Source organism: Pseudoblastomonas marina, from assembly GCF_014641655.1.
Lineage (GTDB): Bacteria > Pseudomonadota > Alphaproteobacteria > Sphingomonadales > Sphingomonadaceae > Alteriqipengyuania_A > Alteriqipengyuania_A marina.
This window is the reverse complement of sequence record NZ_BMID01000001.1, coordinates 586,842-610,882: the sequence shown is the minus strand read 5'-3', so window position 1 is coordinate 610,882 and position 24,041 is coordinate 586,842. Positions and strand designations below refer to the sequence as shown.

General features: G+C 67.4%; 20 protein-coding genes and 1 tRNA gene. 9 read left to right on the top strand and 12 right to left on the bottom strand.

Going from position 1 to position 24,041, the window contains the following annotated elements:
- Positions 1-67 precede the first annotated feature (67 nt).
- Together IEW49_RS02910 and IEW49_RS02905 are read left to right on the top strand one after the other, a co-directional pair.
- Positions 68-640, top strand: a complete 573-nt coding sequence (locus IEW49_RS02910) for a biliverdin-producing heme oxygenase (RefSeq protein ID WP_188641272.1) — start codon at positions 68-70, stop codon at positions 638-640.
- Positions 637-3,186 (top strand): HWE histidine kinase domain-containing protein, encoded by a 2,550-nt coding sequence (locus tag IEW49_RS02905; RefSeq protein ID WP_188641271.1) that lies wholly within the window; start codon positions 637-639, stop codon positions 3,184-3,186. Before IEW49_RS02910 ends, IEW49_RS02905 begins: the two co-directional genes overlap by 4 nt.
- Here IEW49_RS02905 and IEW49_RS02900 read toward each other — a convergent pair.
- From IEW49_RS02900 to IEW49_RS02890, 3 genes are read right to left on the bottom strand one after another with little or no spacing between them, the layout of a single operon-like run.
- The gene (locus IEW49_RS02900) at positions 3,174-3,977 is read right to left on the bottom strand and encodes a class I mannose-6-phosphate isomerase (RefSeq protein ID WP_188641270.1); all 804 of its coding nucleotides are present in this window, start codon (positions 3,975-3,977) and stop codon (positions 3,174-3,176) included. The genes IEW49_RS02905 and IEW49_RS02900 overlap by 13 nt on opposite strands.
- Positions 3,974-5,011, bottom strand: a complete 1,038-nt coding sequence (locus IEW49_RS02895) for a mannose-1-phosphate guanylyltransferase (RefSeq protein ID WP_188641269.1) — start codon at positions 5,009-5,011, stop codon at positions 3,974-3,976. The genes IEW49_RS02900 and IEW49_RS02895 overlap by 4 nt, the downstream gene beginning before the upstream one ends.
- 7 nt (positions 5,012-5,018) lie before the next feature.
- A complete protein-coding gene (locus tag IEW49_RS02890; RefSeq protein WP_229658056.1) occupies positions 5,019-5,705 on the bottom strand; it encodes a TonB family protein in 687 nt (228 codons plus the stop codon).
- 163 nt (positions 5,706-5,868) lie between these two features.
- On the opposite strand from IEW49_RS02890, the gene IEW49_RS02885 reads away from it, so the two are divergent.
- Positions 5,869-6,297 carry a response regulator transcription factor gene (locus IEW49_RS02885; RefSeq protein WP_188641267.1) on the top strand — a complete coding sequence of 143 codons (429 nt, stop codon included), beginning with the start codon at positions 5,869-5,871 and terminating at the stop codon, positions 6,295-6,297.
- Positions 6,297-9,110 carry an MASE1 domain-containing protein gene (locus IEW49_RS02880; RefSeq protein WP_188641266.1) on the top strand — a complete coding sequence of 938 codons (2,814 nt, stop codon included), beginning with the start codon at positions 6,297-6,299 and terminating at the stop codon, positions 9,108-9,110. The genes IEW49_RS02885 and IEW49_RS02880 overlap by 1 nt, the downstream gene beginning before the upstream one ends.
- Positions 9,111-9,168: 58 nt before the next feature.
- On the opposite strand, the gene IEW49_RS02875 is transcribed toward IEW49_RS02880, so the two are convergent.
- The 4 genes from IEW49_RS02875 to IEW49_RS02860 all read right to left on the bottom strand — a co-directional run bounded on the left by IEW49_RS02875 (position 9,169) and on the right by IEW49_RS02860 (position 11,495).
- A tRNA-Lys gene (locus IEW49_RS02875) sits at positions 9,169-9,244 on the bottom strand.
- 38 nt (positions 9,245-9,282) lie between these two features.
- Positions 9,283-9,762: a 2-amino-4-hydroxy-6-hydroxymethyldihydropteridine diphosphokinase gene (gene folK, locus IEW49_RS02870; RefSeq protein WP_229658055.1), complete on the bottom strand. Its 480-nt coding sequence runs from the start codon at positions 9,760-9,762 to the stop codon at positions 9,283-9,285.
- On the bottom strand, positions 9,759-10,622 hold the full coding sequence (gene aguB / locus IEW49_RS02865) for an N-carbamoylputrescine amidase (RefSeq protein ID WP_188641265.1): 864 nt from the start codon (positions 10,620-10,622) through the stop codon (positions 9,759-9,761). Before aguB ends, folK begins: the two co-directional genes overlap by 4 nt.
- A 57-nt stretch (positions 10,623-10,679) precedes the next feature.
- Entirely contained in the window at positions 10,680-11,495 is an 816-nt protein-coding gene (locus IEW49_RS02860) for a class I SAM-dependent methyltransferase (protein WP_188641264.1), read from the bottom strand.
- A gap of 105 nt (positions 11,496-11,600) precedes the next feature.
- On the opposite strand from IEW49_RS02860, the gene msrA reads away from it, so the two are divergent.
- Positions 11,601-12,137, top strand: a complete 537-nt coding sequence (gene msrA / locus IEW49_RS02855; RefSeq protein ID WP_188641263.1) for a peptide-methionine (S)-S-oxide reductase MsrA — start codon at positions 11,601-11,603, stop codon at positions 12,135-12,137.
- Complete coding sequence (locus tag IEW49_RS02850) at positions 12,134-12,289, top strand: DUF1674 domain-containing protein (protein WP_188641262.1); 156 nt, start codon at positions 12,134-12,136, stop codon at positions 12,287-12,289. Before msrA ends, IEW49_RS02850 begins: the two co-directional genes overlap by 4 nt.
- A gap of 6 nt (positions 12,290-12,295) precedes the next feature.
- Here the strand turns inward: IEW49_RS02850 and IEW49_RS02845 are convergent, their stop codons facing one another.
- From IEW49_RS02845 to IEW49_RS02830, 4 genes are read right to left on the bottom strand one after another with little or no spacing between them, the layout of a single operon-like run.
- Positions 12,296-13,699, bottom strand: coding sequence for a cytochrome P450 (locus tag IEW49_RS02845; protein ID WP_188641261.1), 1,404 nt, complete (start codon positions 13,697-13,699; stop codon positions 12,296-12,298).
- A 56-nt stretch (positions 13,700-13,755) separates the two neighbouring features.
- Entirely contained in the window at positions 13,756-14,796 is a 1,041-nt protein-coding gene (hemH, locus tag IEW49_RS02840) for a ferrochelatase (protein ID WP_188641260.1), read from the bottom strand.
- A complete protein-coding gene (locus tag IEW49_RS02835; protein WP_188641259.1) occupies positions 14,793-17,099 on the bottom strand; it encodes a molybdopterin cofactor-binding domain-containing protein in 2,307 nt (768 codons plus the stop codon). Before IEW49_RS02835 ends, hemH begins: the two co-directional genes overlap by 4 nt.
- The gene (locus IEW49_RS02830; protein ID WP_188641258.1) at positions 17,084-18,037 is read right to left on the bottom strand and encodes an Mrp/NBP35 family ATP-binding protein; all 954 of its coding nucleotides are present in this window, start codon (positions 18,035-18,037) and stop codon (positions 17,084-17,086) included. Before IEW49_RS02830 ends, IEW49_RS02835 begins: the two co-directional genes overlap by 16 nt.
- 77 nt (positions 18,038-18,114) lie before the next feature.
- Between IEW49_RS02830 and hflK the strand changes: the two genes are divergently transcribed.
- The 3 genes from hflK (at position 18,115) to IEW49_RS02815 (ending at position 21,738) form a co-directional block, all read left to right on the top strand.
- Complete coding sequence (gene hflK / locus IEW49_RS02825) at positions 18,115-19,257, top strand: protease modulator HflK (RefSeq protein WP_229658054.1); 1,143 nt, start codon at positions 18,115-18,117, stop codon at positions 19,255-19,257.
- Position 19,258: 1 nt separating this feature from the next.
- On the top strand, positions 19,259-20,098 hold the full coding sequence (gene hflC, locus IEW49_RS02820; protein WP_188641257.1) for a protease modulator HflC: 840 nt from the start codon (positions 19,259-19,261) through the stop codon (positions 20,096-20,098).
- A gap of 113 nt (positions 20,099-20,211) precedes the next feature.
- Positions 20,212-21,738 (top strand): Do family serine endopeptidase, encoded by a 1,527-nt coding sequence (locus IEW49_RS02815; RefSeq protein WP_188641256.1) that lies wholly within the window; start codon positions 20,212-20,214, stop codon positions 21,736-21,738.
- A 71-nt stretch (positions 21,739-21,809) separates the two neighbouring features.
- On the opposite strand, the gene IEW49_RS02810 is transcribed toward IEW49_RS02815, so the two are convergent.
- Positions 21,810-23,975 carry a transglycosylase domain-containing protein gene (locus tag IEW49_RS02810; RefSeq protein ID WP_188641255.1) on the bottom strand — a complete coding sequence of 722 codons (2,166 nt, stop codon included), beginning with the start codon at positions 23,973-23,975 and terminating at the stop codon, positions 21,810-21,812.
- Positions 23,976-24,041: the final 66 nt, after the last annotated feature.

Here is a 24,041-nt window from a genome sequence, read left to right as displayed (position 1 = left end):
TGCGCACCAGCGCATTGCGCGATGTTCAACGGTCGGGTCGCACCCGCCGCGACGGGGACCGAAGTTTATGCCCGAAACGGGCCCAGCCAGAATCCAGACCTTGCGCGAATTCCTGCGCGAAAACACCGCCGAGGCGCACGACCGGCTCGACGGCCGCGTGAGCGCGCTCGACCTGTCCGAGGCGGACGATTACGCCGCTTTCCTGCGCTTCCAGTATGCCGCCCGTGCGCCGATCGAGGCCTGGCTGGCGCAGCGCGCACCGGATCTCGACCTTCCGCTGATGGCCTCGCTGGTAGAGCAGGACCTCGCCGCGATGGACGAGCCGCTGCCCGAGCTCGCTACCTTCCGCTGTCCGGCGGCGCGCGGTGCGATCGGCATCGCTTGGGCTCTCGCCGGGTCGCATCTGGGCAACCGCGCCCTGCTCGTTCGCCTGCGCAAAAGCGGAGCGAAAAATCGGCCGGTCGCCTTTCTCGCCGACGAATCCATGCGCTTGGCGTGGGAGGAGTTGCTGCCGCAACTCGAAGCGCCCGCGGACCGGCTCGAATGTGCACAGGCTGTCACCGCAGCCCATTCGGTCTTCGACCATTTCGCCCACGCTCTTGACCGGACGCTTGTTTGCCCCGAACGCGTCGCCGCATGACGGATGTCCGTGTCGACCTGACGAATTGCGATCGCGAACCGATCCACCTGCCCGAACAGATCCAGCCCTTCGGCGCCCTGATCGCAATCGGCACCGACTGGCTGGTCAGGCGCTGGTCGGCCAATGCAGAGGAATTCCTCGACCTCGATCGCCAGCTCGAGGCGGGTTCCCCCTTGCGCGAGATCCTTGCGCGCAAGGCGGTCGAGGAACTGCGCGACGCGATGGGACTGCTCGACGAAACCGACGCGGTCGAGCGGATCTTCGGGCTCGACCTGCTCGGCGACGGCACCTGTTACGACATCGCGCTGCACCAGAGCGGCCGCCAGTACGTGTTCGAGATCGAGCACCACGACGCAGCGCGCCAGATGCAGTCGCTCAACAACCTTCGCCCGCTGACCCGGCAGTTGGAAACGACCGCGAACGAGACAGAGCTAAACACGCGCACCTGCGACATCCTGCGGGAGATCCTCGGCATGGACCGGGTGATGCTCTACAAGTTCCACCACGACGATACCGGCGAGGTCATCGCCGAGAGCCGGAGCGAGGACACCGAGAGTTTCTTCGGCCTGCGCTATCCGGCGAGCGACATTCCCAAGCAGGCGCGCGCGCTTTACGTGCGCAACGTCCTGCGCATCATCGCCGATGTGAACGGCGAGACCGTTCCGGTGATGCCGCGGGACAGTTCCAGCGGCCCGCTCGACCTCTCGCTTAGCACGCTGCGCGCAGTCAGCCCGATCCACGTCGAATATCTCAAGAACATGGGCGTCGCGGCTTCGCTGTCGATCTCGGTGATCGTGCGCGGCAAGCTTTGGGGCCTGTTCGCGTGTCATCATTCCGAGCCGGTCAAGCTTCCCTTCTCGGTCCGCACGGCGGCCGAGTTGCTGGCCCAGATGTTCGCGCTGACGCTCGACCAGCGGATTTCGGACGCGGCGCAGCGGACGGCGGAGCGAGGGCGCGAGATCCACGACCGCGTGATGATCCGCCTCGCCGACGAGGACAACGTCGCCGACAACCTGCCGATGATCATCGACTCGCTGAAGGGCCAGATCCCGCATGACGGCGCGAGCGCCTATATCGAGGGCAAGTATGTCGCGCGAGGACAGGCCCCGACCGAAGAGGAATTCCTCGCCATCGTCCCCAAGCTCCAGGCCGAACTCGCCGGAGACGTCCTCGCGGTCGAATCGCTCGCCGGAAAGATCCCGGCGGCGGAAGCTTTCGCCGATCGGGTGGTCGGTGCGCTGGCCATTCCCGTTTCCCGTACTCCGCGCGACTACCTCGTGTTGTGGCGCAAGGAGTTGCGCAAGACCGTGACCTGGGCCGGCAACCCGGACAAGCCGGTGACCACCGGCCCGCACGGCGAGCGGCTGACGCCGCGCGAAAGCTTTGCCGCGTGGGAACAGGAAGTCGAAGGCTACAGCGCGGAATGGAGCGGGGCCGAGGTCCGGCTCGCGCAGATGATGCGCGTGACGCTGCTCGAAGTGCTGCTCCGGATCGCCGCCAACACGATGCGCGAGCGCGAGGAATCGCGCCAGAAGCAGGACCTGCTGATCGCCGAGCTCAACCACCGGGTGCGGAACATCCTGACGCTGATCCGCGGGCTGATCGGGCAAAGCCGCCACGAAGCCGAGGACATTGCGAGTTTCGCCGAAATCGTCGGCGGGCGTATCCGCGCGCTGGCGAATGCCCACGACGCGCTGACCGCGGAAAACTGGTCGCCGGCCTCGCTCAAGCGCCTGATCGAGATCGAGGCGGAAGCCTATGTCTCGGGCAAGGCCGATCGCGTCGTGATCGAAGGCGAGGATGCGCTGCTCAATCCGACCGCCTATTCGACGCTCGCGCTGGTGATCCACGAGATGATGACCAATGCGGCCAAATACGGCGCGCTATGCGATCGCACCGGCACCGTCACGGTGACCCTGTCGCGCGATGCCGACAACGACCTCAGGATCGCATGGCGCGAAACCGGCGGCCCGGCGGTGCAGGCGCCGGAACGGCGGGGCTTCGGCTCGACCATCATCGAACGCTCGATTCCGTTCGAACTGAAAGGCGACGCCAAGATCCGCTATAGGCTGGGCGGAGTCGAAGCCGATTTCTGCGTTCCCGCCAGCTCTGTCGCGCGTGGCAGGGGCAAGTCGGCCTCGCTATCGGACAAGGCAATCAAGGAGGGCCAACAGGTGGAACCATTGCAGCACGTCTTGCTGGTGGAAGACAATATGATCATCGCGATGGATACCGAGGAGACCCTGCGCGAACTCGGTGTCGCGAAGGTCGACATGGCGTCATCGGTCAAGGAAGCGCGGCGGCTCGTCGAGAACGGCGCGCCCGAACTCGCCGTGCTCGACTACAATCTCGGCGACGAGACCAGCGAACCGCTGGCGCGCGAACTGATCGCACAGGGCGTGCCGGTGGCGATGGCGACCGGTTACGGCGAAGCGATCCGCGATCTCGACGATCTCGACGTGATCGGCATTCTCGCCAAGCCCTACGACCGCGACGACCTGCTAGGCCTGTTCGGCCGCGTGCGCGGTTCCGATCAGCAGGGCTGAGCGAGCAGCGCGAGACCTGCGGGCGCGAAGCCGACCGCGGACAGGCCCGGCGCCAGCACGCAACCGCCGGGTGCGACGGTTTCGCCGTCCACCGTAACCTCGGCATCGAGCGGGATCACCAGGAGCGGCGCATTGCCGAACGCGGCGGCACCGGCAGGTTTTCCTTCGCTCCTGAGCAGGCGGAAATGCGGTCCGTCGACCAGCCATTCCTCGCCCTGCGGCGGGACCTTGCGGCGATGCGCGGTGCCGTATGGCTCGCCCTTCGCGACCTCCATCCCGCTTTCGAGATGCAGTTCGCGCGGGCGGCCGTAATCGTAGAGCCGGTAGGTGATGTCGCAGTTCTGCTGGACTTCGATCAGGCTGACGCCCGGGCCGATCGCGTGGACCGTGCCCGCCGGGATGTAGAAGAAATCTCCCGCCTCGACCTCGTGCCAGGTCATCAGCCCTTCGATACTTCCGTCGCGCGCCGCAGCACGCATCTCGTCGGCCGAGAGTTCGCGATCGAACCCGATCCCCAGCGTCGCGCCCGGCTCGGCATCGATCACCAGCCAGCACTCCTCCTTGCCGCGCTCGCCGTCGCCGAGCGCCTGCGCCTGGGCATCGTCGGGATGGACCTGGACAGAGAGTTTTTCGCTCGTGAACAGGTATTTGACCAGCAGCTCGTCGAGCTGCGCGGGCGGTTCGAACCAGATCTCGCCGATCCGCTTGCCCGCGGGCGCCTCGAACGGCGGCGGCAGCGTTTCGCGGCCCCACACCTTCTCGACCGTGCGGATCGGCAATGCTGCGCTCATTGGTTCGCGGCCCCCTGCAGCTTGCCGACCTTCTGTGCGCCATCGGCGGTCGTGACCAGCACCTCGTCGCCGTCGACCACGATGATGACGTCCGACAGGCCGATCGCCGACACGCGCGGGCCGTCGCTGTCGACCATGACGTTGGTGCAATCGACCAGTTCGGCCTCACCGCGCACGACATTGCCGTCGTCCCCGGTGGCGAGAACATCGCGCAGGGCGGGCCAATTGCCGATGTCGGACCAGCCCATGTCGGCCGGCACCATCGCCGCGCGCCCGGTGTTCTCCATTACCGCATAGTCGACCGAATCCCCCTCGATCGAGGCGAAGGCGGTGCCGTCGGGATGGAAGCATCGACCATCCTCGCTTCCCTTTTCGACCGCCGCGCGCACCCGGCCAAGCATGTCGGGGCGGTGCCGTTCGAGCTCGGCAAGGAAGGCGCCGGCGCGGAACGCGAAAATGCCGCCATTCCAGGCGAAGCCGCCATCGGCGAGGAATTGTTTCGCGCGCTCGAGATCGGGTTTCTCGACGAAGCGCGCAGTGCGGAACGCGCGCTCGCCGATCGGTTCGCCGCGCTCGAGATAGCCGTAGCCGGTTTCGGGCGCGGTCGCCGCGATCCCGAAGCTGACCATCCAGTCGTCGCGCGCGAGTTCGGCGGCGCGCATCGCGGCTTCGGCGAAGGCCGCACCGTCGGCGATATGGTGGTCGCTCGGGCACACCAGCATCACCGCGTCTTCGGGTAGCCGCAGCGCCGCCAAGGCGATCGCCGGTGCAGTGTTCTTACCCTCGGGCTCGACGATGATGCGTGCGTCGGGGGCGTCACCCAGTTGCGCCTGCACAAGGGGGACGTGCGCCGCCCCGGTCACCACCATCGGCGCGGCGAAGCGCGCGGAATCGCCGCAGCGTGCGACGGTCTGTTCGAACAGGGTCGTCTCGCCGACCAGCGGGATGAAGGGCTTGGGCTTGGCCTTGCGGCTCTTCGGCCACAGGCGCGTGCCGCTGCCGCCGCACAGGATTACCGGAGTGATGGGGGTCATTGTACCTCTATTCGAACCAGCGCTGATACCAGCGGAACGTCGATACGACAGGATTGCCGTCCGGGTCCATGGCGGGTTTGAACCGGAATCGCTGCATCGCGAGATCGCAGGTGATCCGGTCGGCCTGAGGGTCAGGGCTCGGCCGCACGACGCGGCAGCCGGTCGGCATGCCGTCGACCCCGACGCGGATATCGATCGCGACCGACTGTCCGTTGCGCAGGTCGCGGGTCTCGCGCGGGTAATCGCGCGCCGAGGTGATGTCGCCAGCGATCTTGACCGGCTTGGTGACGAAATAGCCGCCCCTGCCGTCACCCCCGCGGCCGTTGCCGGTGCCAGCGCCGGAGCCCCCGGCGCCGGTGCCGCTGCCGGTCTCGGCGCCGCCCGATCGCGTGGCGGTGCCGGTGGACGAGGCGCGCGGTGCCGGAGGGGCCTCGCGGCGGACCTTCGGTTCGGGCGCGGTCACTTCGCGCGGGGTGGCGCGGGCGCCCTGCTCGCCCGAGGCGCCCTCGTCGGGCACCGGCGTCGCCTCGACCGGCGGCGGGGTGGGCTGCTCGGCCGGGACCTCGAACGCGACCGCGCTCAACGTGTCCTCGACGATCTCGGGCAGGATCCCGGGTGCGAAGGCGCGCGCGAGAAACAGCACCGCGAGTACGTGGAGCAGCGCCACGGCGACGGCGATGAGTGCTTTGCGCAATCGGGGGGAAAGACTGATGGCCGGCATGGAATTCCAACGCGCGGGAGCGCCCGTGCGATCCTTAAGCTCCTATCCGATCGACTTAGGGATGAACACCTAAAGACCTTTCGGAGCGTCGTTAATTGCACTTCAACTATCACTGATTGCCCACCGGGAGGTCCAGATGGCCTATATCCTTGCTGCCGACGACGACGAGATGCTCGGCGAAGTCATTCGCCGCCGCCTGAGCGAAAGCGGGCATTACGTCGCGATGTGCGGCGACGGTGCCGAATTGCTCGCGCGGCTTTCCGAAGGACTGCCCGACCTCATCCTGCTCGACCAGGTGATGCCCGGGCGCTCGGGCATGGAAGTGCTGATCACGCTCAAGCGCGATCCGCTGCTGGTCTCGATCCCGGTGGTCATGCTGACGGCCTGCAAGGCGCCGGCCGACGTGCTCGCCGCGTTGCGTGCGGGCGCGGCGGATTACATCACCAAGCCCTTCATTCCAGACGAGCTCGCGCTGCGGGTTGATGGCCTGCTGCTGCGCCGGCAGGCCGACCTGCTGCCGGGCGAGGAACTACGCCGCCGACCTGCGAGCGTCGCGATCCACTGATGGAAGTACCCGCTGCCGAAGCGCGTCCGTCCGACGGGGGAATTGCGCGAGTCTCGGGCATTATCCCGATGCTCGTCCTGTTGGTATGCGCGGCGGTGTTTTTCGGCTTCTTCGCCTGGCTCGGTATCACGCTGACGCGGGGCGACGGGCGCATCGCGGCGGTGTGGATCCCCAACGCCATCGCGCTGGTCGCTTTGCTCAGCGCGCGACGCAATCAGCGCGTCCCGCTGCTCGGCGCTATGGTTGCCGGTTTCATCGTGGCCAATATCGCCATCGGCGACAGCCCGTTGCGCGCGCTCAGCCTATCCACGAGCAACGCGATCGAGGTTGGAGTCGCGCTGTGGCTGATCGAACGTCTGTGCCCGCTGCGGCCCGACATGCGGCAGCTGCGCGACCTCGGTATTTACGTCCTTGCCGCCGGTCTGGCCGGTCCGGCGGTCGCCGCCACTTTCGCAACGCTTGCGCTCGGCTCGTTCGGCGAGTTCTCGCTGACGACCTGGGCCGAATGGGCGCTCACCGATGCGCTCGGAATGATCCTCGTCGGCCCCGCGCTGCTGATCATCGTCGAGGCGCTGCGGCGCCCGCGCTGGCCGACCCGCCGCGAGGCGATCGAATGGGCGGCGCTCACAATCGGCGGCACCGCGCTGACGATCGCGGTGTTCGCGCAATCTTCCTATCCGTTCCTGTTCATGGTCGCGCCGGTGGTGCTCGCGCATGCCTTCCGCCTCGGCGCGCTCGGCACCGCGGTGTCGATGATCAAGGTCGGGGTCATCGCGACCTGGTTCACCTTCCTCGGCACGGGCCCGATTTCGCTGGTCGACGGGACCATGGCCGAAACGCTGATCGTGCTGCAGGTTTTCCTCGCCTCGATCTTCGTGACCGGATTGCCCGTCGCCGCCGCGCTGCACGGCCAGGCGCGGATGGTACGCGAACTGGCGGACAAGCAATCGCAGCTGAGGCTGCTGACCGAAAACGTGACCGACGCGGTGCTGGTCTACGACAGCACCGGGGTGTGTCGCTATGCCTCGCCCTCGGTCGCCGACGTGCTCGGCCGCGACCCTGCCGAGATCGTCGGCAAGAGGCCGAGCCAGCGCGCCCATTCGGATGCCGCAGAGCGCATCGCCGAGGCCGAGCGCAAGCTGGTCGCGGGCGAGATCGAGCAGGATCGCTTCACCTATCGCCGCCTGTTCGACGACGAGGAGGGCAACGCCGTATTCATCGAGGCCGATTGCGCGCTGGTCCGCAAGCCGGACGGCGAACCGGACGGAATCATCGTTTCCGCGCGCGATGTCACCGAGCGCGTTTCGCTCGAGACACAGCTCGTCGGCGCCCGGCGCGTGGCCGAGAACGCGGCCGCCGCCAAGAGCCAGTTCCTCGCCAATATGAGCCACGAGATCCGCACACCGATGAACGGCGTGCTCGGCTTCGCGCAATTGCTCCAGCAGGGCGATCTCGACCTCGAACAGCGCCGCCAAGTCGACCTGATCGTCGAAAGCGGCGAGGTGATGATGCACCTGCTCAACGACATCCTCGACATCTCGAAGATCGAGGCCGGCCAGATGGCGGTGGTAGAGGAACCGGTGCGGGTCCACGAACTGCTCGAAGGGTGCCGCAAGCTTCACTCGGCCAATGCGGAGCGCAACGGCATCGCATTGGTGCTCGCAATCGACGACGACGTCCCGGCCTGCCTGCTGGGCGATGCGATGCGATTCCGGCAGATCGTGCTCAACCTGGTCGGCAATGCGGTCAAGTTCACCCATGTCGGCGAGGTCAGGATCCACGCCGGCTGCGCGGGCGACACGTTCGAAGTGTCGGTCGAGGACAGCGGGGTGGGGATCGCGCCCGAGCGGATCGAAGCCATCTTCAAGCCGTTCGAGCAGGCCGATGGCGCAACTTCGCGTCGCTTCGGCGGCTCGGGGCTCGGGCTGACCATCAGCCGCCAGCTGGCCGGCCTCATGGGCGGCGAACTGACCGCCGACAGCGAAGTCGGGCAGGGATCGCGCTTCGTGCTGCGGCTGCCCCTGAACCGGGTGGAAGAGGATTGTGTCGCGCGCGAGGATGAGGTCGCTGTGTCGCCCTCGATGCCACCCAGCGCGCGGATCCTGCTGGCCGAGGATCACGACATCAACCGCATGCTCGTCACTGCCATGCTCGAAGGCTGTGGCCAGCAGGTCGAAATCGCCGAGGACGGCGACAAGGCGGTGCGCATGGTCGAGGCCGCCGCGCAGGAAGGGCGCGGCTACGATCTCGTGCTGATGGATGTCCAGATGCCGCAGTGCGACGGCTACGAGGCGACGCGGCGAATCCGCGCGGCCGGGTTCGGCGCCGCTTCGCTGCCGATCGTCGCGCTCACCGCGAACGCCTATGAGGACGACGTCCGCGAGGCGACCGAAGCGGGCATGCAGGCGCACCTCGCCAAGCCGCTCGCCTTCGGCGAACTCGTCTCTGCCCTGCACCGCTGGCTGCCGGGCGGCGACCGCGACGCCCAAGCCGGAGCAGATGCCCGCCCCGAAGCGCCGGCACGCGACGAGCAAGCATCGTCGGACGATTATCCGGCCGATTTGCAGCAGCGCTGGCAGGAACGCCGGGCCGAAGCGCTCGCCGCGGTCGCACGCATCCTGGAAAAGGACGGTCCGAATCCCGACGAACTCGAGGAGATCGGTGGGCTGATGCACATGCTCGCCGGGACCGCCGCGATGTTCGACGAAGCCGCGCTGGGCGAAGCCGCGCGCGCACTCGAGAACTCGCTCCGCTCGAACCCCGATCCGCTGGCACTGCGCGAGACCGCGCAACGCCTCCTCCGCGCCGCCTAGGCAGCGCGAACAAGCCACCCGTCCCGCGTGCGCCCCGTCGGCGAAAATGTGAAGAAGGTGGTGAGCCGTGCTGGGTTCGAACCAGCGACCTACTGATTAAAAGTCAGTTGCTCTACCGACTGAGCTAACGGCCCGACCACGCTGCGCGCACTAGGCATGGCGCGCGGCCCGGTCAAGCCGGACGATGCGCGCGATTTGCCAGCTGGCGCAGCGTACGCCCGCTGACCGGATCGCGCCAGCGCGGAGCGATCGCGGCGGCGGGCCCAAGCACGAAGTCCCGTTCGCGGAACAGCGGATGGGGAATTTGCAGGTCGGGCTCGGCATAGGCCCCGCCGCTCCACAGCACGATGTCGAGATCGAGCGTGCGGTCGCGCCAGCGCTGGCCCGAGCGCCGACGGCCGAATTCCCGCTCGAGGCGTTTCAGCCCGGCGAGCAGGCTGGACGGATCGAACGCGCTGTCGAGCAGCACCGCGGCGTTGGCGAAGCGGCGCTGCGCGGGGCCGACCGGATCGCTCGCGACGATCGGGCTGCGCGCGGTCACCGTGCCCAGCGCGGCGAGTTCCTCCATCGCCGCGCGCACGACGTGGCGTGGGTCGCCGAAGGGGCGCAGCCGCCGGTTCGAACCCAGCGCGACGAGGTAGAGGTTGCTCAAATATCCTCGCAGATGCGACCGTAGAGCTGTGGCCGACGGTCGCGGAAGAAGCCCATGCCCGCGCGGTGCTTCGCGGCGCGCGCGGTGTCGATCGTCGCCACCAACACGCCCGTTTCTTCGGTGCCGTATTCGGCGAGATAGTCGCCCCATTCGTCGCAGATGAAGCTGTGGCCGTAGAAGCGATTGCCCGCCTCCTGAGTGCCCTCGTGACCGATGCGGTTGCTCGCAATCACCGGCATGCAGTTCGACACCGCGTGGCCGATCATCGCGCGGCGCCACATGCGGCTGGTGTCGAGATCGGCGTCGTAGGGTTCGGAGCCGATCGCGGTGGGGTAGAACAGCAGCTCGGCGCCCTTCAGCGCCATCACCCGCGCAGCCTCGGGATACCACTGGTCCCAGCACACGCCGACGCCGATGCGCACGCCGAACACCTCCCAAACCTTGAAGCCGTCGTTCCCGGGGCGGAAGTAGAATTTCTCCTCGTAGCCCGGCCCGTCGGGGATGTGGCTCTTGCGATAGGTCCCCATCAGCTCACCGTCGGGGCCGATCATCGCGAGCGTGTTGTAATAGTGGTGACCGTCGCGCTCGAAGAAGCTGGTCGGGATTGCCACGCCAAGCGACTGGGCGAGCTTGCGCATCGCGATCACCGAGGGGTGCTCAAGCGTCGGGCGGGCGAGCGCGAACAGCGCCTCGTCTTCCTCCCGGCAGAAATAGGGGCCCGAGAACAGCTCGGGCGGGAGGACGATCTGCGCGCCCTCGCCCGCGGCCTGTTCGACCAGCGCGGCGACGGCCTCGATATTGCCCTGCTCGTCGTCCTCGGCGAAGGGCAGCTGCAGCGCGGCGACGGTGATCTCGGTCATGCCCACGCGCTTATTTCGCCGCGGGCCCGAAGTCCACTGTCGCCGCCTGCGTCTGGCTCAGCGCTTGCGGAACAGCAGCGTCATCCGGTCGCTTTCGCCGAGCTCCTTCGTGGCGGGGTTCTTGGTGCCCCAGACCGGCGGCATTTCCCACACGCCGCGTTGCCAGTCGGCGGTGTCCTTCGGATTGGCGTTGACCTCGCTCGTGCCGACCAGTTCGAAACCATGCGCCTCGACCAGGCCGATCACGTCCTGCTGGCGCATATAGCCGCGCGACCCGTCGACCATGTCGCCCGCCTGCCACTGCTTGGCGCGGTGCTGGACGATGCCGAGCATGCCGTCGTCCTTGAGCAGGTCGCGCAGCCGCGTCAGCTCGGTGTGCATCAACCCGTTGCGGTGGATATTGTGCATTTCGCGGAAGATCAGCACGCGGTCGACCGTGCCGTGCATGTCCTCCTCGATCTCGTTCGAGTAATAGACCGCATGGGGCGCGCCTTCGAGCGACCAGCCGTCGACCTGCGCCGCGAAGTTCGCACCCAGCTTGCTGGCGTAGTCGCGGAAGCCCGGATTGGGCGAGATCGCGGGATCGGGATTGATCCCGATATAATTGCCCTCGGCCCCGAGATAGGGGACCAAGACGCGCGTGTACCAACCGCCCGCGGGCATGTAGTCGACCACGGTCATGCCCGGCTTCACGCCGAAGAAGGCCAGCGTTTCGGCGGGGTTGCGGTACTGGTCGCGCGCGCGATCGTCGTCGCGGCGATCGTCGGCCAGCGCGGTCGCCAGCGCTTCGGTCGCGGCGTGGTGGTTGGCGACGGCCGGGACGGCCACGGCGATGGTGGCGGCGCCGAGAGCGGCGAGGACGGACTTACGCATCGTGAATTCTCCCTGTTTGCTGTGGCGGGTTTCCTACGCCAAGCATGGAACGATGACAAAGCCCAAAGCGCTCCCTATCTGCGCAGGCAAAGGAGATAGGCAGATATGAGCGCAACCCAGACGGCGATCGTCGCCGGCGGATGTTTCTGGTGCACCGAGGCGGTCTTCAACGACGTCGTCGGGGTGACCAGCGTCGAGAGCGGCTATATCGGCGGCGACGTCGAGAACCCGACCTACAAGCAGGTCTGCTCGGGCGACACCGGCCATGCCGAGGCGGTGCGGGTCGAGTTCGATCCCGCGACGATTTCCTATGCCGAAATCCTCGACGTCTTCATGGGCACGCACGACCCGACCCAGCTCAACCGTCAGGGCAACGATGTCGGCACGCAATACCGCTCGGCGATCTTCCCGCTCGACGACACGCAGCGCGAGGAAGCCGAGGCGGCGATCGAGCGCGCGGATGCCGATCACGCCAGCGACGTCGTGACCACGATCGAGGGCCCGGCGACATGGTATCCGGCCGAAGGATACCACCAGGAATACTGGGAGGGCGAAGGCCAGCGCAATCCCTATTGCCAGGCGACCATCCCGCCCAAGTTGATGAAATTGCGCAAGAGCTTCCAGAACAAGGTGAAGTCGTGAAACGCGCGACCGAACGCCCGAAGGAGTTCAAGAAACCCGCGCGCTGGAGCGACCAGCCCGCGCCCGAGCCCGAAAAGGGCGAGGTCGACGAGGAATTGAGCCCGACGCGCTACGGCGATTGGGTCAAGGACGGCATCGCGATCGACTTCTAGCCGTAGTCAGAGCGGCTTGAACGTCACCGGCAGGCCGTCGCGCGGCTTGGGAATCGGCCAGGCCTGCCAGTCCTCGCCCACGCCCTCGTCGATCTCGATCCGGTAGCGCTGGAGGATCTGCGCCATCAGCACCTTCACCTGCATGTAGGCGAAGTGCAGGCCGAGGCACATATGCGCGCCGCCGCCGAACGGGACCCAGGCGTATTTGTGCCGCGCCTTGACCTTGTCGGGCATGAAGCGGAGCGGATCGAACTTTTCGGGTTCGTCCCAGTATTTCTCGTCGTGGTGTACGAAATGCGGGCTGACGCCGACCGGGGTCCCGGCCGGAATCTCATAGCCGCCGAATTCGAAGCTCTCGAGCGCGCGGCGCGGGATCGAAGGCACCGGCGGGACCACCCGCAGAGCCTCCTTGAACGCCATTTCGACCATGTCGAGCTGCCCGAGCTCGTCGTATTTCACGTCGCGCGCGCGCCCCTGCCCATCGGGCCCGCCGGTGACCGAAATCACCTCGTCGCGCAGCGTGTCCTGCCAGCCGGGGTTCTTCGCGAGCAGCCAGATCAGCGAGGTCGCCGACGAGGTGATCGTGTCGTGCGCCGCCATCATCAAAAAGTTCATGTGATCGACGACCTCGTCGACAGGCAGCAGCTCGCCATCGTCGCGCGTGGCGTTGGCGAACTGGCTGAACATGTCCTGCCCGCCGCCTTCGGCCCGCCGCCGCGCGGTTTCCTTGGTGAAGAAGTCGATCAGGTAGCTTCGCCCTTTCACCCCGCGCCGCATCTGGGTGAACGGCAGCGGCTGGCGCACCGGCGCGACCGAGGCCTGCACCATGTCGACGAAGGCGCGGTTGATCTCGTCGGCCTCGGGGCCCCACGGGATGCCGATGAAGCTGTCCGCCGCGAGGTCGAGCGTCAGCTGCTTGATCGCGGGGTAGGATTCGACCGTGGCGTTGTTCCACTGCTCGACCCTTTCGGAAATGCCGCGATTGAGCGCACCGGTATAGTGCCGCATCGGCCCCGGCTTGAACGCGATCGACAGCGCGCGGCGATCGACCCGGTGATGGTCGAAATCCATCAGCATCAAGCCGCGCGGGAACAGCTTGTCGAGGATCGGTCCCCAGCCCTGCTCGCTCGAGAATATCTTGTTGCGATCGAACAGCACCAGCTCGTTGGCATCGGCGCCGATCAGGCTGACCACGCGCCCGCCGAAGGCGCGATTGCGATAGACCCGCCCGTGCGTCGCGACCATCTTGCGGATGAAGGCGGGCGGATCGGCGAGCATGCGGAAAGTATTGCCGACGATCGGCAGGCCGTCGTCTCCGGGGATGTGGGACAGGTCCTCGAGCGAGGGATTGCCCTGCGTCCAATGCTGCGGACGGGCGGCGGCGGGCTGGTGCTGGGCAAGCGTGGCCATGGGCAAACTCCTTACTTACCTCTGTGTAAGTTAACCGCCCGACTAAATCCAGTCGCTTAAATCCAGCCCGACAATTCGCGCCGCACGAGCGCCTCGAGCATGTCGATCCCGGCCTCGGACGCATTGAGGCAATCGAGCGCGGCGAATTGCTCGCCGCCTGCGGCCTCGAACTGCTCGCGGCCCTGGATCGCCAGTTCCTCGCGCGTTTCGAGGCAATCGGCCGAGAAACCCGGCGCCGCGATCACCAGCCGCCGCGTGCCCGCCTTCGCGACACGCTCGATCGTCTCGTCGGTTGCCGGGGCCAGCCACTTGGCCGGGCCGAAGCGCGACTGGAAGCAGACCCGCATTTCCATACCCCTGAGCCGCGGACCGAGCTCGTCCCACAGCAGCCGCGCGGTCTTCTGGCAGTGACAGTGGTAGGGATCGCCACGTTCGAGCGTGCGCAGCGGCATGCCGTGGAAGCTCAAGAGCAGCATTTCGGGCGCGAAATCTAGCGCTGCGACCTGCCGTTCGAGATCGTCGGCCAGCGCACCGATATAGGCGGAATCGTCGTAGTAGGGCGGCAGCGTTCGCAAGGCCGGCTGCCAGCGCATCTTCGCCAGCGCCTCGCCCGCCGCATCGACCGCGGTCGCGGTCGTCGCGGCGCAATATTGCGGATAGAGCGGCGCGAGCAGGATACGGTCGTACCCCCGCTCCTTCAGCCGCGCGATTGCCTCGCCCATGTCGGGATTGCCGTAGCGCATCGCGTATTCGACGCGGATGTGCTCGCCCAGACGCTGCTGGAGCAGCCGCGCCTGTTCTGCGGCGATCACGTCGAGCGGCGACCCGCCCTTTTCCCACACCTTGGCATAGGCCTCGGCGCTCTTCCTCGGCCGGGTGTTGAGGATGATCCCGCGCAGGATCGGCTGCCAGGCGAGCGGCGGGATTTCGACCACGCGCCGGTCGGACAGGAACTGGCCGAGATAGCGCTTCACCGATTTGGCGTCGGGCGCATCGGGCGTGCCGAGATTGGTCAGCAGCACCGCGATCCCCCCGGTCGCGACCTTCGGGTGGTCTGCAACTGCGTGAGCGGGTTTTTCGTGCGGGGGCCGGGTCATGAAATACCTGCGAAAAGCGGGAGGGTGCGCAACCGCGTGCCGGTGGCGGCGAACAGCGCATTGGCGGTGGCGGGAAGGGTCACGCCGACCGAAAGCTCGCCGGGGTCGAACGGTTCCGCATCGCTTTCGATCAGCTCGATCAAGATTTCCGGTTGGCGCGCGAGCGTCGGCAGCCGCATCGCGCCGAGCGTTCCCAGATCGGGCAGGCCGCCGGCATAGGTCAGCGCCGACCCGGTCGCGAGGCCGAGCGCGAACACGACCCCGCCCTCCAATTGCTGGCGCGCGATTTCGGCATTGGGAATGCGCCCGATATCGACCGCGAGGTGGACCTCGCCGATCTCGAGCCCCTGCTCGCCCTGCCGCGTCCGCGCGACGCAGGCGATCCGCCCGGTGCGATCGGCGCGTCCCATCCGCAGGCAGGCGAGCCCTTCCCCGCTGGTCGGCAACCCGCCGCCCCAGCCCGAGCTGCGCGTCACGCGTTCGAGGCATTCGACCAGACGCGGCTCGCCACCCAATTGCTGGATACGGTAACCCAGGGGCTCGCGATTTGCCTGGCGCGCGAGCTCGTCGATGAAGGTTTCGGTGAGGAAGGCGGTATAGGCGGGCGCATTGCCGCGCTGGCGCGCGGTCGGCAGCGCGATCCGCACCGGCACGTGCTGGACCACGAGATTCTGAGTCGCATAGGGCGGCACTGCCCCCTCCATCGCCAGCACGTCCTCCTCGCCCTCCGCCGCCTCCATCGCCGCCCACGGGGTGAAGCGATCGAACACCCGGCGGCCCAGTTCGCGATTGGTCGCCGGCATGGCGATGCGGGTCTTCCACGCCAATATCTGCCCGTCCGCGCCGGTCTGCGCGGCGAGCACCGCGGCCATCGGCGCACGCGGCCAGCCGGCGAGGCATTCCTGCCAGCGCGACCACCGCAACTGCACCGGTCGTCCCGCCTCGCGCGCGATCAACGCCGCTTCGACCGCGTGATCGTGATCGAGCCGGCGATCGAAACTGCCGCCCGCCGCGACCGGGTAGTGGATCACATCCTCGACCGCGAGCCCGAGCTGCGCGGCGACCGCCTGGCGCATCTGTTCGGGCGCCTGGCTCGCAACCCAGATCTCGCACAAACCGTCTCGCAGCCGCGCGGTGGCGGTGGCGGTTTCGAGCGTCGCGTGTGGCGCGGGGGAGAGATCGTACCGCAGGGCCAGCGTCGGGCGGTCGGGTAGCGCCGCCTCGCCCTCGCCGCTCGCGACGATCTCGTGCGCCTCGCCGCGCCGCAATCCGGCGTCGAGCGCCTCGGCCATCGCCGCGGTCTCGACCGGTTCGGGGGTGTCGAAGCCGGGCGCGATATTGCGCAGCACCTGCTCGGCCGCCCACCAGTTGGTCGCATAGGCGGCGAGCCAGCGCTTCGCTTTCACAAGCCCGAGATAGCCGGGAACATTGTGCCCCTTCGCAGGATCGAAGCGGGTCAGCTCGGCATCGCCCACCGGACCGTGGCGGATCGAGGCGTGGGCCATCCCGTCGAGCCGGATATCGCCGGCGAACGGGTACGAGCCAGACACCTTTGCGGGGGCATCGAGCCGCGGGGTCGCGGGCAGTGCGTCGGGCTCGAGCGCCTCGCCGGTATCGGCCGCGCTGACGGGCAGCAGCGGGGGGACGCGCGGCGGATCGAACCCGCTCGCCTCGACCGCGAGTTCGCCGAACCCGAGCGCCTTGTCCTCGTGGAGCACGAGGCCGCCTTCGGCACGGCAGGCTTCCCACGAAACGTCCCAGCGCTCGGCGGCGGCCATGCACAGCATCGCCCGCGCGCTCGCGGCGGCTTCGCGCAACGGGGTTTCGTAGGCGGCGAGCGTGGTACCGTCGGCGGTCGCGGCGAAGCGCTCGCCCTCGGCGAAATTGCGCACGACCATGTCGCTCTCGTCCCCGGCCAATGCGGCGAGCGTGGGGCGCCAGATCGGGACCCAGCGCGTCGCCAGCGGGAAATTGGCATAGGCCGCGCTGGTGGGGGCGGGCTCCACCGCGACCATCCGCCAGTCGGCCCCCAGTTCGAGCGCCGCGACCTGCGGCAGCAAAGTGGTGACGCCTTGCCCCATTTCGAGTTGCGGCACGGCCACGGTAACAATCCCGTCCTCGCCGATCCGCAGCCACGCCCCGAACCCGGTCTCGCCCTCGTTGCCGGCGAGCGGCGCGGCATGATCGCGCGGCCAGAAATTCCAGGCGAGCAGGAGCCCTGCACCGATCCCGCCGCCGACCAGCAATTGCCGACGGCTGACGGAGAATTTGCGCGATGGCTTGTCGGTCAGCTCGCCATCCATGCCTCGAGCCTTTCGGCGATCGCGTCGAAGGCGCGGCCGCGCAGGTCGTCGCCGCCCGCCACCGGCTTGCCGGCATCGCTTGCGGTTCGGATCGCGATGTCGAGCGGGATCCGGCCGAGGAAGGGCACGTTGATTTGCTCGGCGACCGATTCCATCCCGCCGCTGCCGAAGGGATCGGAGACCTCGCCGCAATGCGGGCAGACATAGCCGGCCATGTTCTCGACCAGCCCCACGATCGGGACATCGGCGGTGTGAAACAGATTCAGGGCCCGCGTCGCATCCATCAGCGCGAGGTCCTGCGGGGTCGAAACGATGATCGCGCCGTCGGGCTTGTGCTTCTGGACCATCGTGAGCTGGACGTCGCCGGTGCCCGGCGGAAGGTCGACGATCAGCGTGTCGGTATCGCCCCAATCGCCCTCGATCATCTGGCCAAGCGCGCCGGCCACCATCGGCCCGCGCCACGCAATCGCCCGGTCGGCCTCGACGAGGTTGCCCATCGACAGGAGCCTGACCCCGCTTTCGGTGTCGAGCGGGATCAACTGCTTGTCCCTCGCGGTAGGCTTCTGCCCCTCGGTCGAGAGCAGCCGCGCCTGCGAGGGCCCGTAGATATCGGCATCGACCACACCGACCTTGCGCCCGCGCCGTGCCAGCGCGACCGCGAGGTTGGCCGCGAGCGTCGACTTGCCCACGCCGCCCTTGCCCGATCCGATCGCGATCATCCGGCGGTGCGGCTTGTCCGCGGTCAGCGCGACGTGAACCTCGCTTACATCGTCGAGCGCTCCCACGCGCGAGCGCGTCTCATCCTCGAGCGCCTTGCGCGCCGCCGCGTCGAGCCCGCTGGCATCGAGCACCAGCACCGCGCGGCCTTCGGCCAGCCGCGCGGACTGAACGCGTGCGCGCAGGTCATCGGGCAGTCGTTCCAATAGCTGTTCGTTCACCGTCTTTCGTCGAACCCCGGTCGAAATTTCGTATGCGCCCCCTGTTTTTCGCAAGGGAGCCTGACTATATCCGCCGCATGGACGGATTCACCCGGTTGGTAAAGAACGGCGGCCTGTGGATGGCCGGCAAGCGCAAGAGCCCCTGGGGCAACAAGGGGAGCGGCGACGGCAACGGCCCGCGGCCCGATCCCACGCCCCCGCCCGGATCGTCGGGCGGGCCGCGCAATCCCTGGCTGCCGCCCGAAACATCGGCCGGCGGCGGCGGCAATGTCGAGAACATCTTCTCGAAGAAGCGCCGCGGCGGTGGCGGTGGCGGCGGCGGCAATTTCCGCATGCCGCAGCGCCCCGGCGGCAAGAGCTGGTTCCCGGTCGCGGTGGTTGCGATCGTGGCGCTGGGCCTCGGGTCTTCGATGTTCCACGTCGTCGATGCCGAGGAACAGGGCGTGGTCAAGACGCTGGGCAATTACACCCGCACGCTCGAACCGGGTTTCAACATCTCCGCGCCGTGGCCGATCGAGACGGTCGACATCATCAGCGTCGACGGCGTCCGCGCGATCGACATCCCGACGAGCGACCAGCAGGCCAAGCTGATCCTGACCGGCGACCAGAACCTCGTCGACCTCAGCTATATCGTGCGCTGGAACGTGAAGAGCCTCGCCAATTTCAAGTTCCGCCTCGTCGAGCCCGAAGAAACCGTGAGCGAAGTCGCCGAAGCCGCGATGCGCGCCTCTGTCGCCGAAAAGACGCTCGACGAGACCTTCTCGGGCCAGGGCCGCGCCGAAATCGAGCTCGCCGTGCGCGAGCGCATGCAGCGCGTGCTCGACGGCTATGCCGCGGGCATCAACATTCTCGGTGTCGAAATCGACAAGGCCGACCCGCCGAGCCAGGTGGTCGACGCCTTCCGCGACGTCTCGGTCGCGGAACAGAATGCCGACGCCGCCCGCAATCAGGCCCGCGGTTACGCGCAGCAGGTGCTCGCCGAAGCCGAAGGCCAGGCCGAGGCATTCGACAAGGTCTACGAACAGTATCGCCTCGCGCCCGAAGTCACACGCCAGCGTCTCTATTACGAAACCATGGAGCGCGTGTTGCGCCAGACCGACAAGACGATCGTCGAACCGGGCAATGTGCAGACCTACCTGCCGCTGCCCGAAATCCGGCGCCGCGCACAGCAACAGGGTTCGACCGCCACGGTCACCGCACCCCAGCAGGGAGGCCAGTAAGATGGACGGAATTCTCCAGAACCGCCGCGGCCTCCTGGTCGGGCTCGCCATTGCCATCGTGCTGTTCTTCCTCAGCGCCTTCGTCGTGCCCGAAGAGGAACAGGCCGTCGTCCTGCGCGCCGGTGAACCGGTCGGCGTGGTCAACACGCCCAATGGCGAGACCAATGCCGGACTCTACTTCAAGGTCCCGATCATCGACCAGGTCCGGATGGTCGAAAAGCGCCTGCTCGACCTCGAAATGACCGACGAGGAAGTGCTTTCGAACGACCAGCAGCGCCTGCTCGTCAACGCCTATGCGCGTTTCCGGATCGTCGATCCGGTCCGCATGGTCGAACGCGCCGGCACCACCGACGGCGTGCGTGCCGCGCTCGAGCCGATCCTCAACTCGGTGCTGCGCCAGGAACTCGGTCGCCGGACCTTCCAGGCGATGCTCACCGCCGAACGCGGCGCCGCGCTCGCCAATGTCCGCATCAATCTCGACCGCCAGGCGCGCCAGTACGGTGCCGAGGTGATCGACGTGCAGATCAAGCGCACCGACCTGCCGCAGGGCGCCCCGCTCGAATCCGCCTTCCAGCGGATGGAAACCGACCGCCAACGCGAAGCCCTAACGATCCGCGCGCAGGGTGCGCGCGATGCCCGGATCATTCGCGCCGAGGCCGACGCCGAAGCCGCCCGGATTTATGCCGAGGCATATGGCAAGGACGCCGAGTTCTACGATTTCTACCGCGCGATGCAGAGCTATGACGCGACCTTCGCGCAGGATGACGAGAACGGTTCGGAATCGAGCATCATCCTGTCGCCCGACAACGAGTATCTGCGTCAGTTCCGCGGACGACGTTAGGGATCGACAGACGACTTCGGTGGTGTCCTCGCGTTCAATAGCGATTAAGCCGCGGAACGTCTACATTCGTGGTCGCATTTGACCCGAAGAAAACGCAAGAGGAAAGACCCGCCATGCGCTATGCCTATGGAGTGACCACCGCCCTGCTGATGGGAGGTGCTGCCGTCACGCTTGCGACCGGCCAGCCGGTAGGTGCGCAAGTTGCCCAGAACGACGATTCGGCCATTTCGCGGATGGCCCCGCGCGCCGGTGCGCCGGGCAGCTTTGCCGACTTGACCGAAGCGTTGCAGCCGGCGGTGGTCAACATTTCGACCACCCAGCGCGTGCGCGTCTCCAACAACCCGTTCGAAGGCACGCCGTTCGCCGACCTGTTCGGCCGCCGCGGCGATGGCCAGACCACCCGCCAGGCGAGCTCGCTCGGCTCGGGCTTCCTCATCTCGGCCGATGGCTACATCGTCACCAACAACCACGTCGTCGCGCCCAGCCGCGCCGCCGAACTCGAATCGATCACCGTGACGCTGGTCGACGGGACCGAATACGAAGCCGAGCTCATCGGTCGCGATGCCGCTTCCGACCTCGCCGTGCTCAAGATCGAGCGCTCCGAAGCCTTCCCGTTCGTCGAATTCGGCGATTCGAGCAGCGCACGCGTGGGCGATTGGGTGATCGCGATCGGCAACCCGTTCGGCCTGTCGGGCACCGTGACCTCGGGCATCATCTCGGCGGTCTATCGCAATACCGGCCAGGGCGGCGCCTACGACCGCTACATCCAGACCGATGCAGCCATCAATCGCGGCAATTCGGGTGGCCCGATGTTCGACCTGCAGGGCAACGTCATCGGCATCAACAATGCGATCTTCTCGCCTACGGGCGGTAGCGTCGGCATCGGATTCGCGATCCCCGCCGAAATCGCCGAGCCGATCATCGATCGGCTGCGCGACGGCAAGGCGATCGAGCGCGGCTACCTCGGCGTTCGCATCTCGCCGGTCGACGACGTGCTCGCAGAATCGCTCGGCGTGGCAGAAAACCGCGGTGAATTCGTCCAGGGCGTGGAGCCCGGCGGTGCGGCAGCGAAGGCCGGCATCCAGGCCGGCGACGTGATCGTCAGGATCGACGGCAAGGAAGTGACCCCCGAGCAGACACTCAGCTTCATCGTGGCCAATATCGAGCCCGGCAAGCGCATTCCGATCGAACTGGTCCGTCGCGGCGAACGCCGGACCGTCAATGTGACGGTGGGTACGCGGCCCTCCGAAGAAGAGCTGGCCGCACAGGGCTTCGGCCAGCAGGACGAGGAGGAAGAAGACGGCCTCAACCAGGCGCCGCAGCGCCAGGGTGCTGGCCTGATCGAGGACTCGCTCGGCGTGTCGGTGGTCCCGATGACCGGACAGATCGCGCGCCAGCTTGGTCTGCCGACCAATACCGGCGGTCTCGTCATCAGCGTGGTCGACCCGACTTCCGATGCCGGCCAGCGCGGCCTGCGTCGCCGCGATGTGATCCTCTCCGCCAACCAGCAGGAAGTGAACACGGTCGAGGAGCTCGAGACGATCCTCGAGGGATTTGAGGAAGCAGGGCGCGGCTCGATCCTCCTCGAAGTCCAGCGCCCCGGCGCACCGCCGCGATTCATCGCCGTGCGGCTGCGCTAGGAGTTGACAGGAATAAGCTAAAGGGGCGCTGCGACCACGGTCGCGGCGCCCCTTTCATATTGGCCTAAGCGTTATTCGGTCGGCTGGGTCACGGGCCGCGAGGTCGTGCGCGGGCTCGGCGTGGGTGACGGGCTCCGGTGCGACGGCGGGGCCTGCCCTGCCGGCGGTGGGCGGCGCGTCCCGTTGATCGCCCGGTCGAGGAATTCGGGGTCGACCGCAGGCGCCGGGCTCTGGCGATTGCCGTCTGGCGCGTCGATGCCTTCGGGCCGGCGCGTGGCGGGATCGTAGTCCTCGAGCTCGCGCGGATCGATCAGATTGCCGTCCTCGTCGACATAGTAGTAATCCGAAGGATCGCCGAACGGATCCTCCTCGTCGGGTTCGAGCTGCCATTCGGGCAGGCGCAGATCTGTGTCGAACTGTTCGACCGGGCGCTTGGCGACTGCCTTGCGCATGAACTGGGCGAAGGCGCGCGCGGGCGCGGTCCCGCCCTGCAGGCCGCCGACCGCGCGGGCATCGTCGCGCCCCATCCACACGCCGGTGGTGACGCCGCTGGAAAAGCCGACGAACCAGCCGTCCTTGTTCGAATTGGTGGTCCCGGTCTTGCCAGCCACCGGACGCCCGATATTCGCCGCCCGGCCCGAGCCGATATTGACCGTGGTCTGCAGCAGGTCGGTGATCCCCGCGGCGACGTAATCTGGCACCAGCTGCTGCGGGCGCTTGGCCTCGTGCTCGTAGAGCATCTCGCCGCTCGCGGTCCTCACGCGCAGGATTCCGTATGGCTCGACCGACTTCCCGCGCGCCGAGATCCCCGCGAAGGCGCGGGTCATGTCGAGCACGCGTACTTCGGACGTGCCCAGCACCATCGCGGGCATGGTGTTGATCGGCGTGGTGATCCCGAACCGCCGCGCCATGCTGGCGACGCTGGTGAAGCCGACTTCGTAGCCGAGCTGCGCGGCGACAGTGTTCTTCGAATAGGCGAAGGCGGTTCGGACATCGATCTCGCCCGAGAAACCGCCGCCCGAATTGCGCGGACTCCAGCCGTCGATCGTGACCGGTTCGTCGACCACGCGATCGTCGGGCGTATAGCCCGCCTCGAGCGCGGTCAGGTATACGAAAAGCTTCCATGCCGAGCCCGGCTGGCGCTGGGCCTGGGTGGCGCGGTTGTAATTGCTTTCGACGTAATCCTTGCCGCCGACCATGGCGAGGATCGCCCCGTCGCGATCCATGCTGACGAGTGCGCCCTGCGCGCCCTCGGGTGCATGCGCATTGATCGCCTCGCTCGCCGCCTCCTGCAGCGCAGGATCGAGCGTTGTCCAGACCTCGATCGGCTCGAACGTCGTGGGCAGCAGCAGGTCGAGCTGGGGCAGCACCCAGTCGGTGAAATAACGCACCGCATTGCCGCCCCGGTCTTCGCGGATGTCGACCGTGTCGGGATCAACCGCCCCGGCCTGGCCGGGGGTGATGTAGCCGTTGCGCGCCATCGTATCGAGCACCACGCTGGCGCGGGCGACCGCCGCATCGGCGTCGGCGGTGGGGGAATAGCGTGACGGCGCCTTGACCAGCCCGGCGATGATCGCCGCCTCTTCAAGGCTCAGCGTATCGGCGCCGTGGCCGAAGAAGCGTCGGCTGGCGCTGTCGATACCGTAGGCGCCGCCGCCGAAATAGACCTTGTTCAGGTAGAGCTCGAGTATCTGCTTCTTCGAGAACTTCGCCTCGAGCGCGAGCGCGAGCACCGCCTCGCGCGCCTTGCGGTCGATCGTGCGGTTGGAGTTGAGGAAGATGTTGCGCGCGAGCTGCTGGGTGATCGTCGAGGTGGCGCGCATGCCCGTGCCGGTGGAAAGCGACACCCAGGTCGCCCGCGCGAGGCCGATCGGATCGACCCCCGGATGCATGTCGAAGCGGCGGTCCTCGACCGAGACCATCGCGTCGCGCATGACCTGCGGGATCCGTTCGTAAGGCAGCCATTCGCCGTAGGACGGGCCGAGCGAGACGAGCTGCGATCCATCGCGCGCGCGGACCACGATCGTCTGGCCCGGCTGGCTCTGCCGCAGCTGGCTGTAGCTCGGCAGGCCCTGCATCGTAACCGCGACCGCGATCCCGAGCAGCAAGGCGCCGACGAGCGCGGCACCGAGGCCCCAGACCAGCGTGCGCTTGAGCCAGAGCTTCCATCCGGTCACCGCAGCCGGGGCGGAACTGGCGCCATTGCGGTGACGGCGTCTACGCGACTTGTGTGCCATGCGGGTCTAGGTGAGTCCTCGTTTGCGCGCGTCGAATTGCGCGGTCGGACCCTGCCTAGACCATTT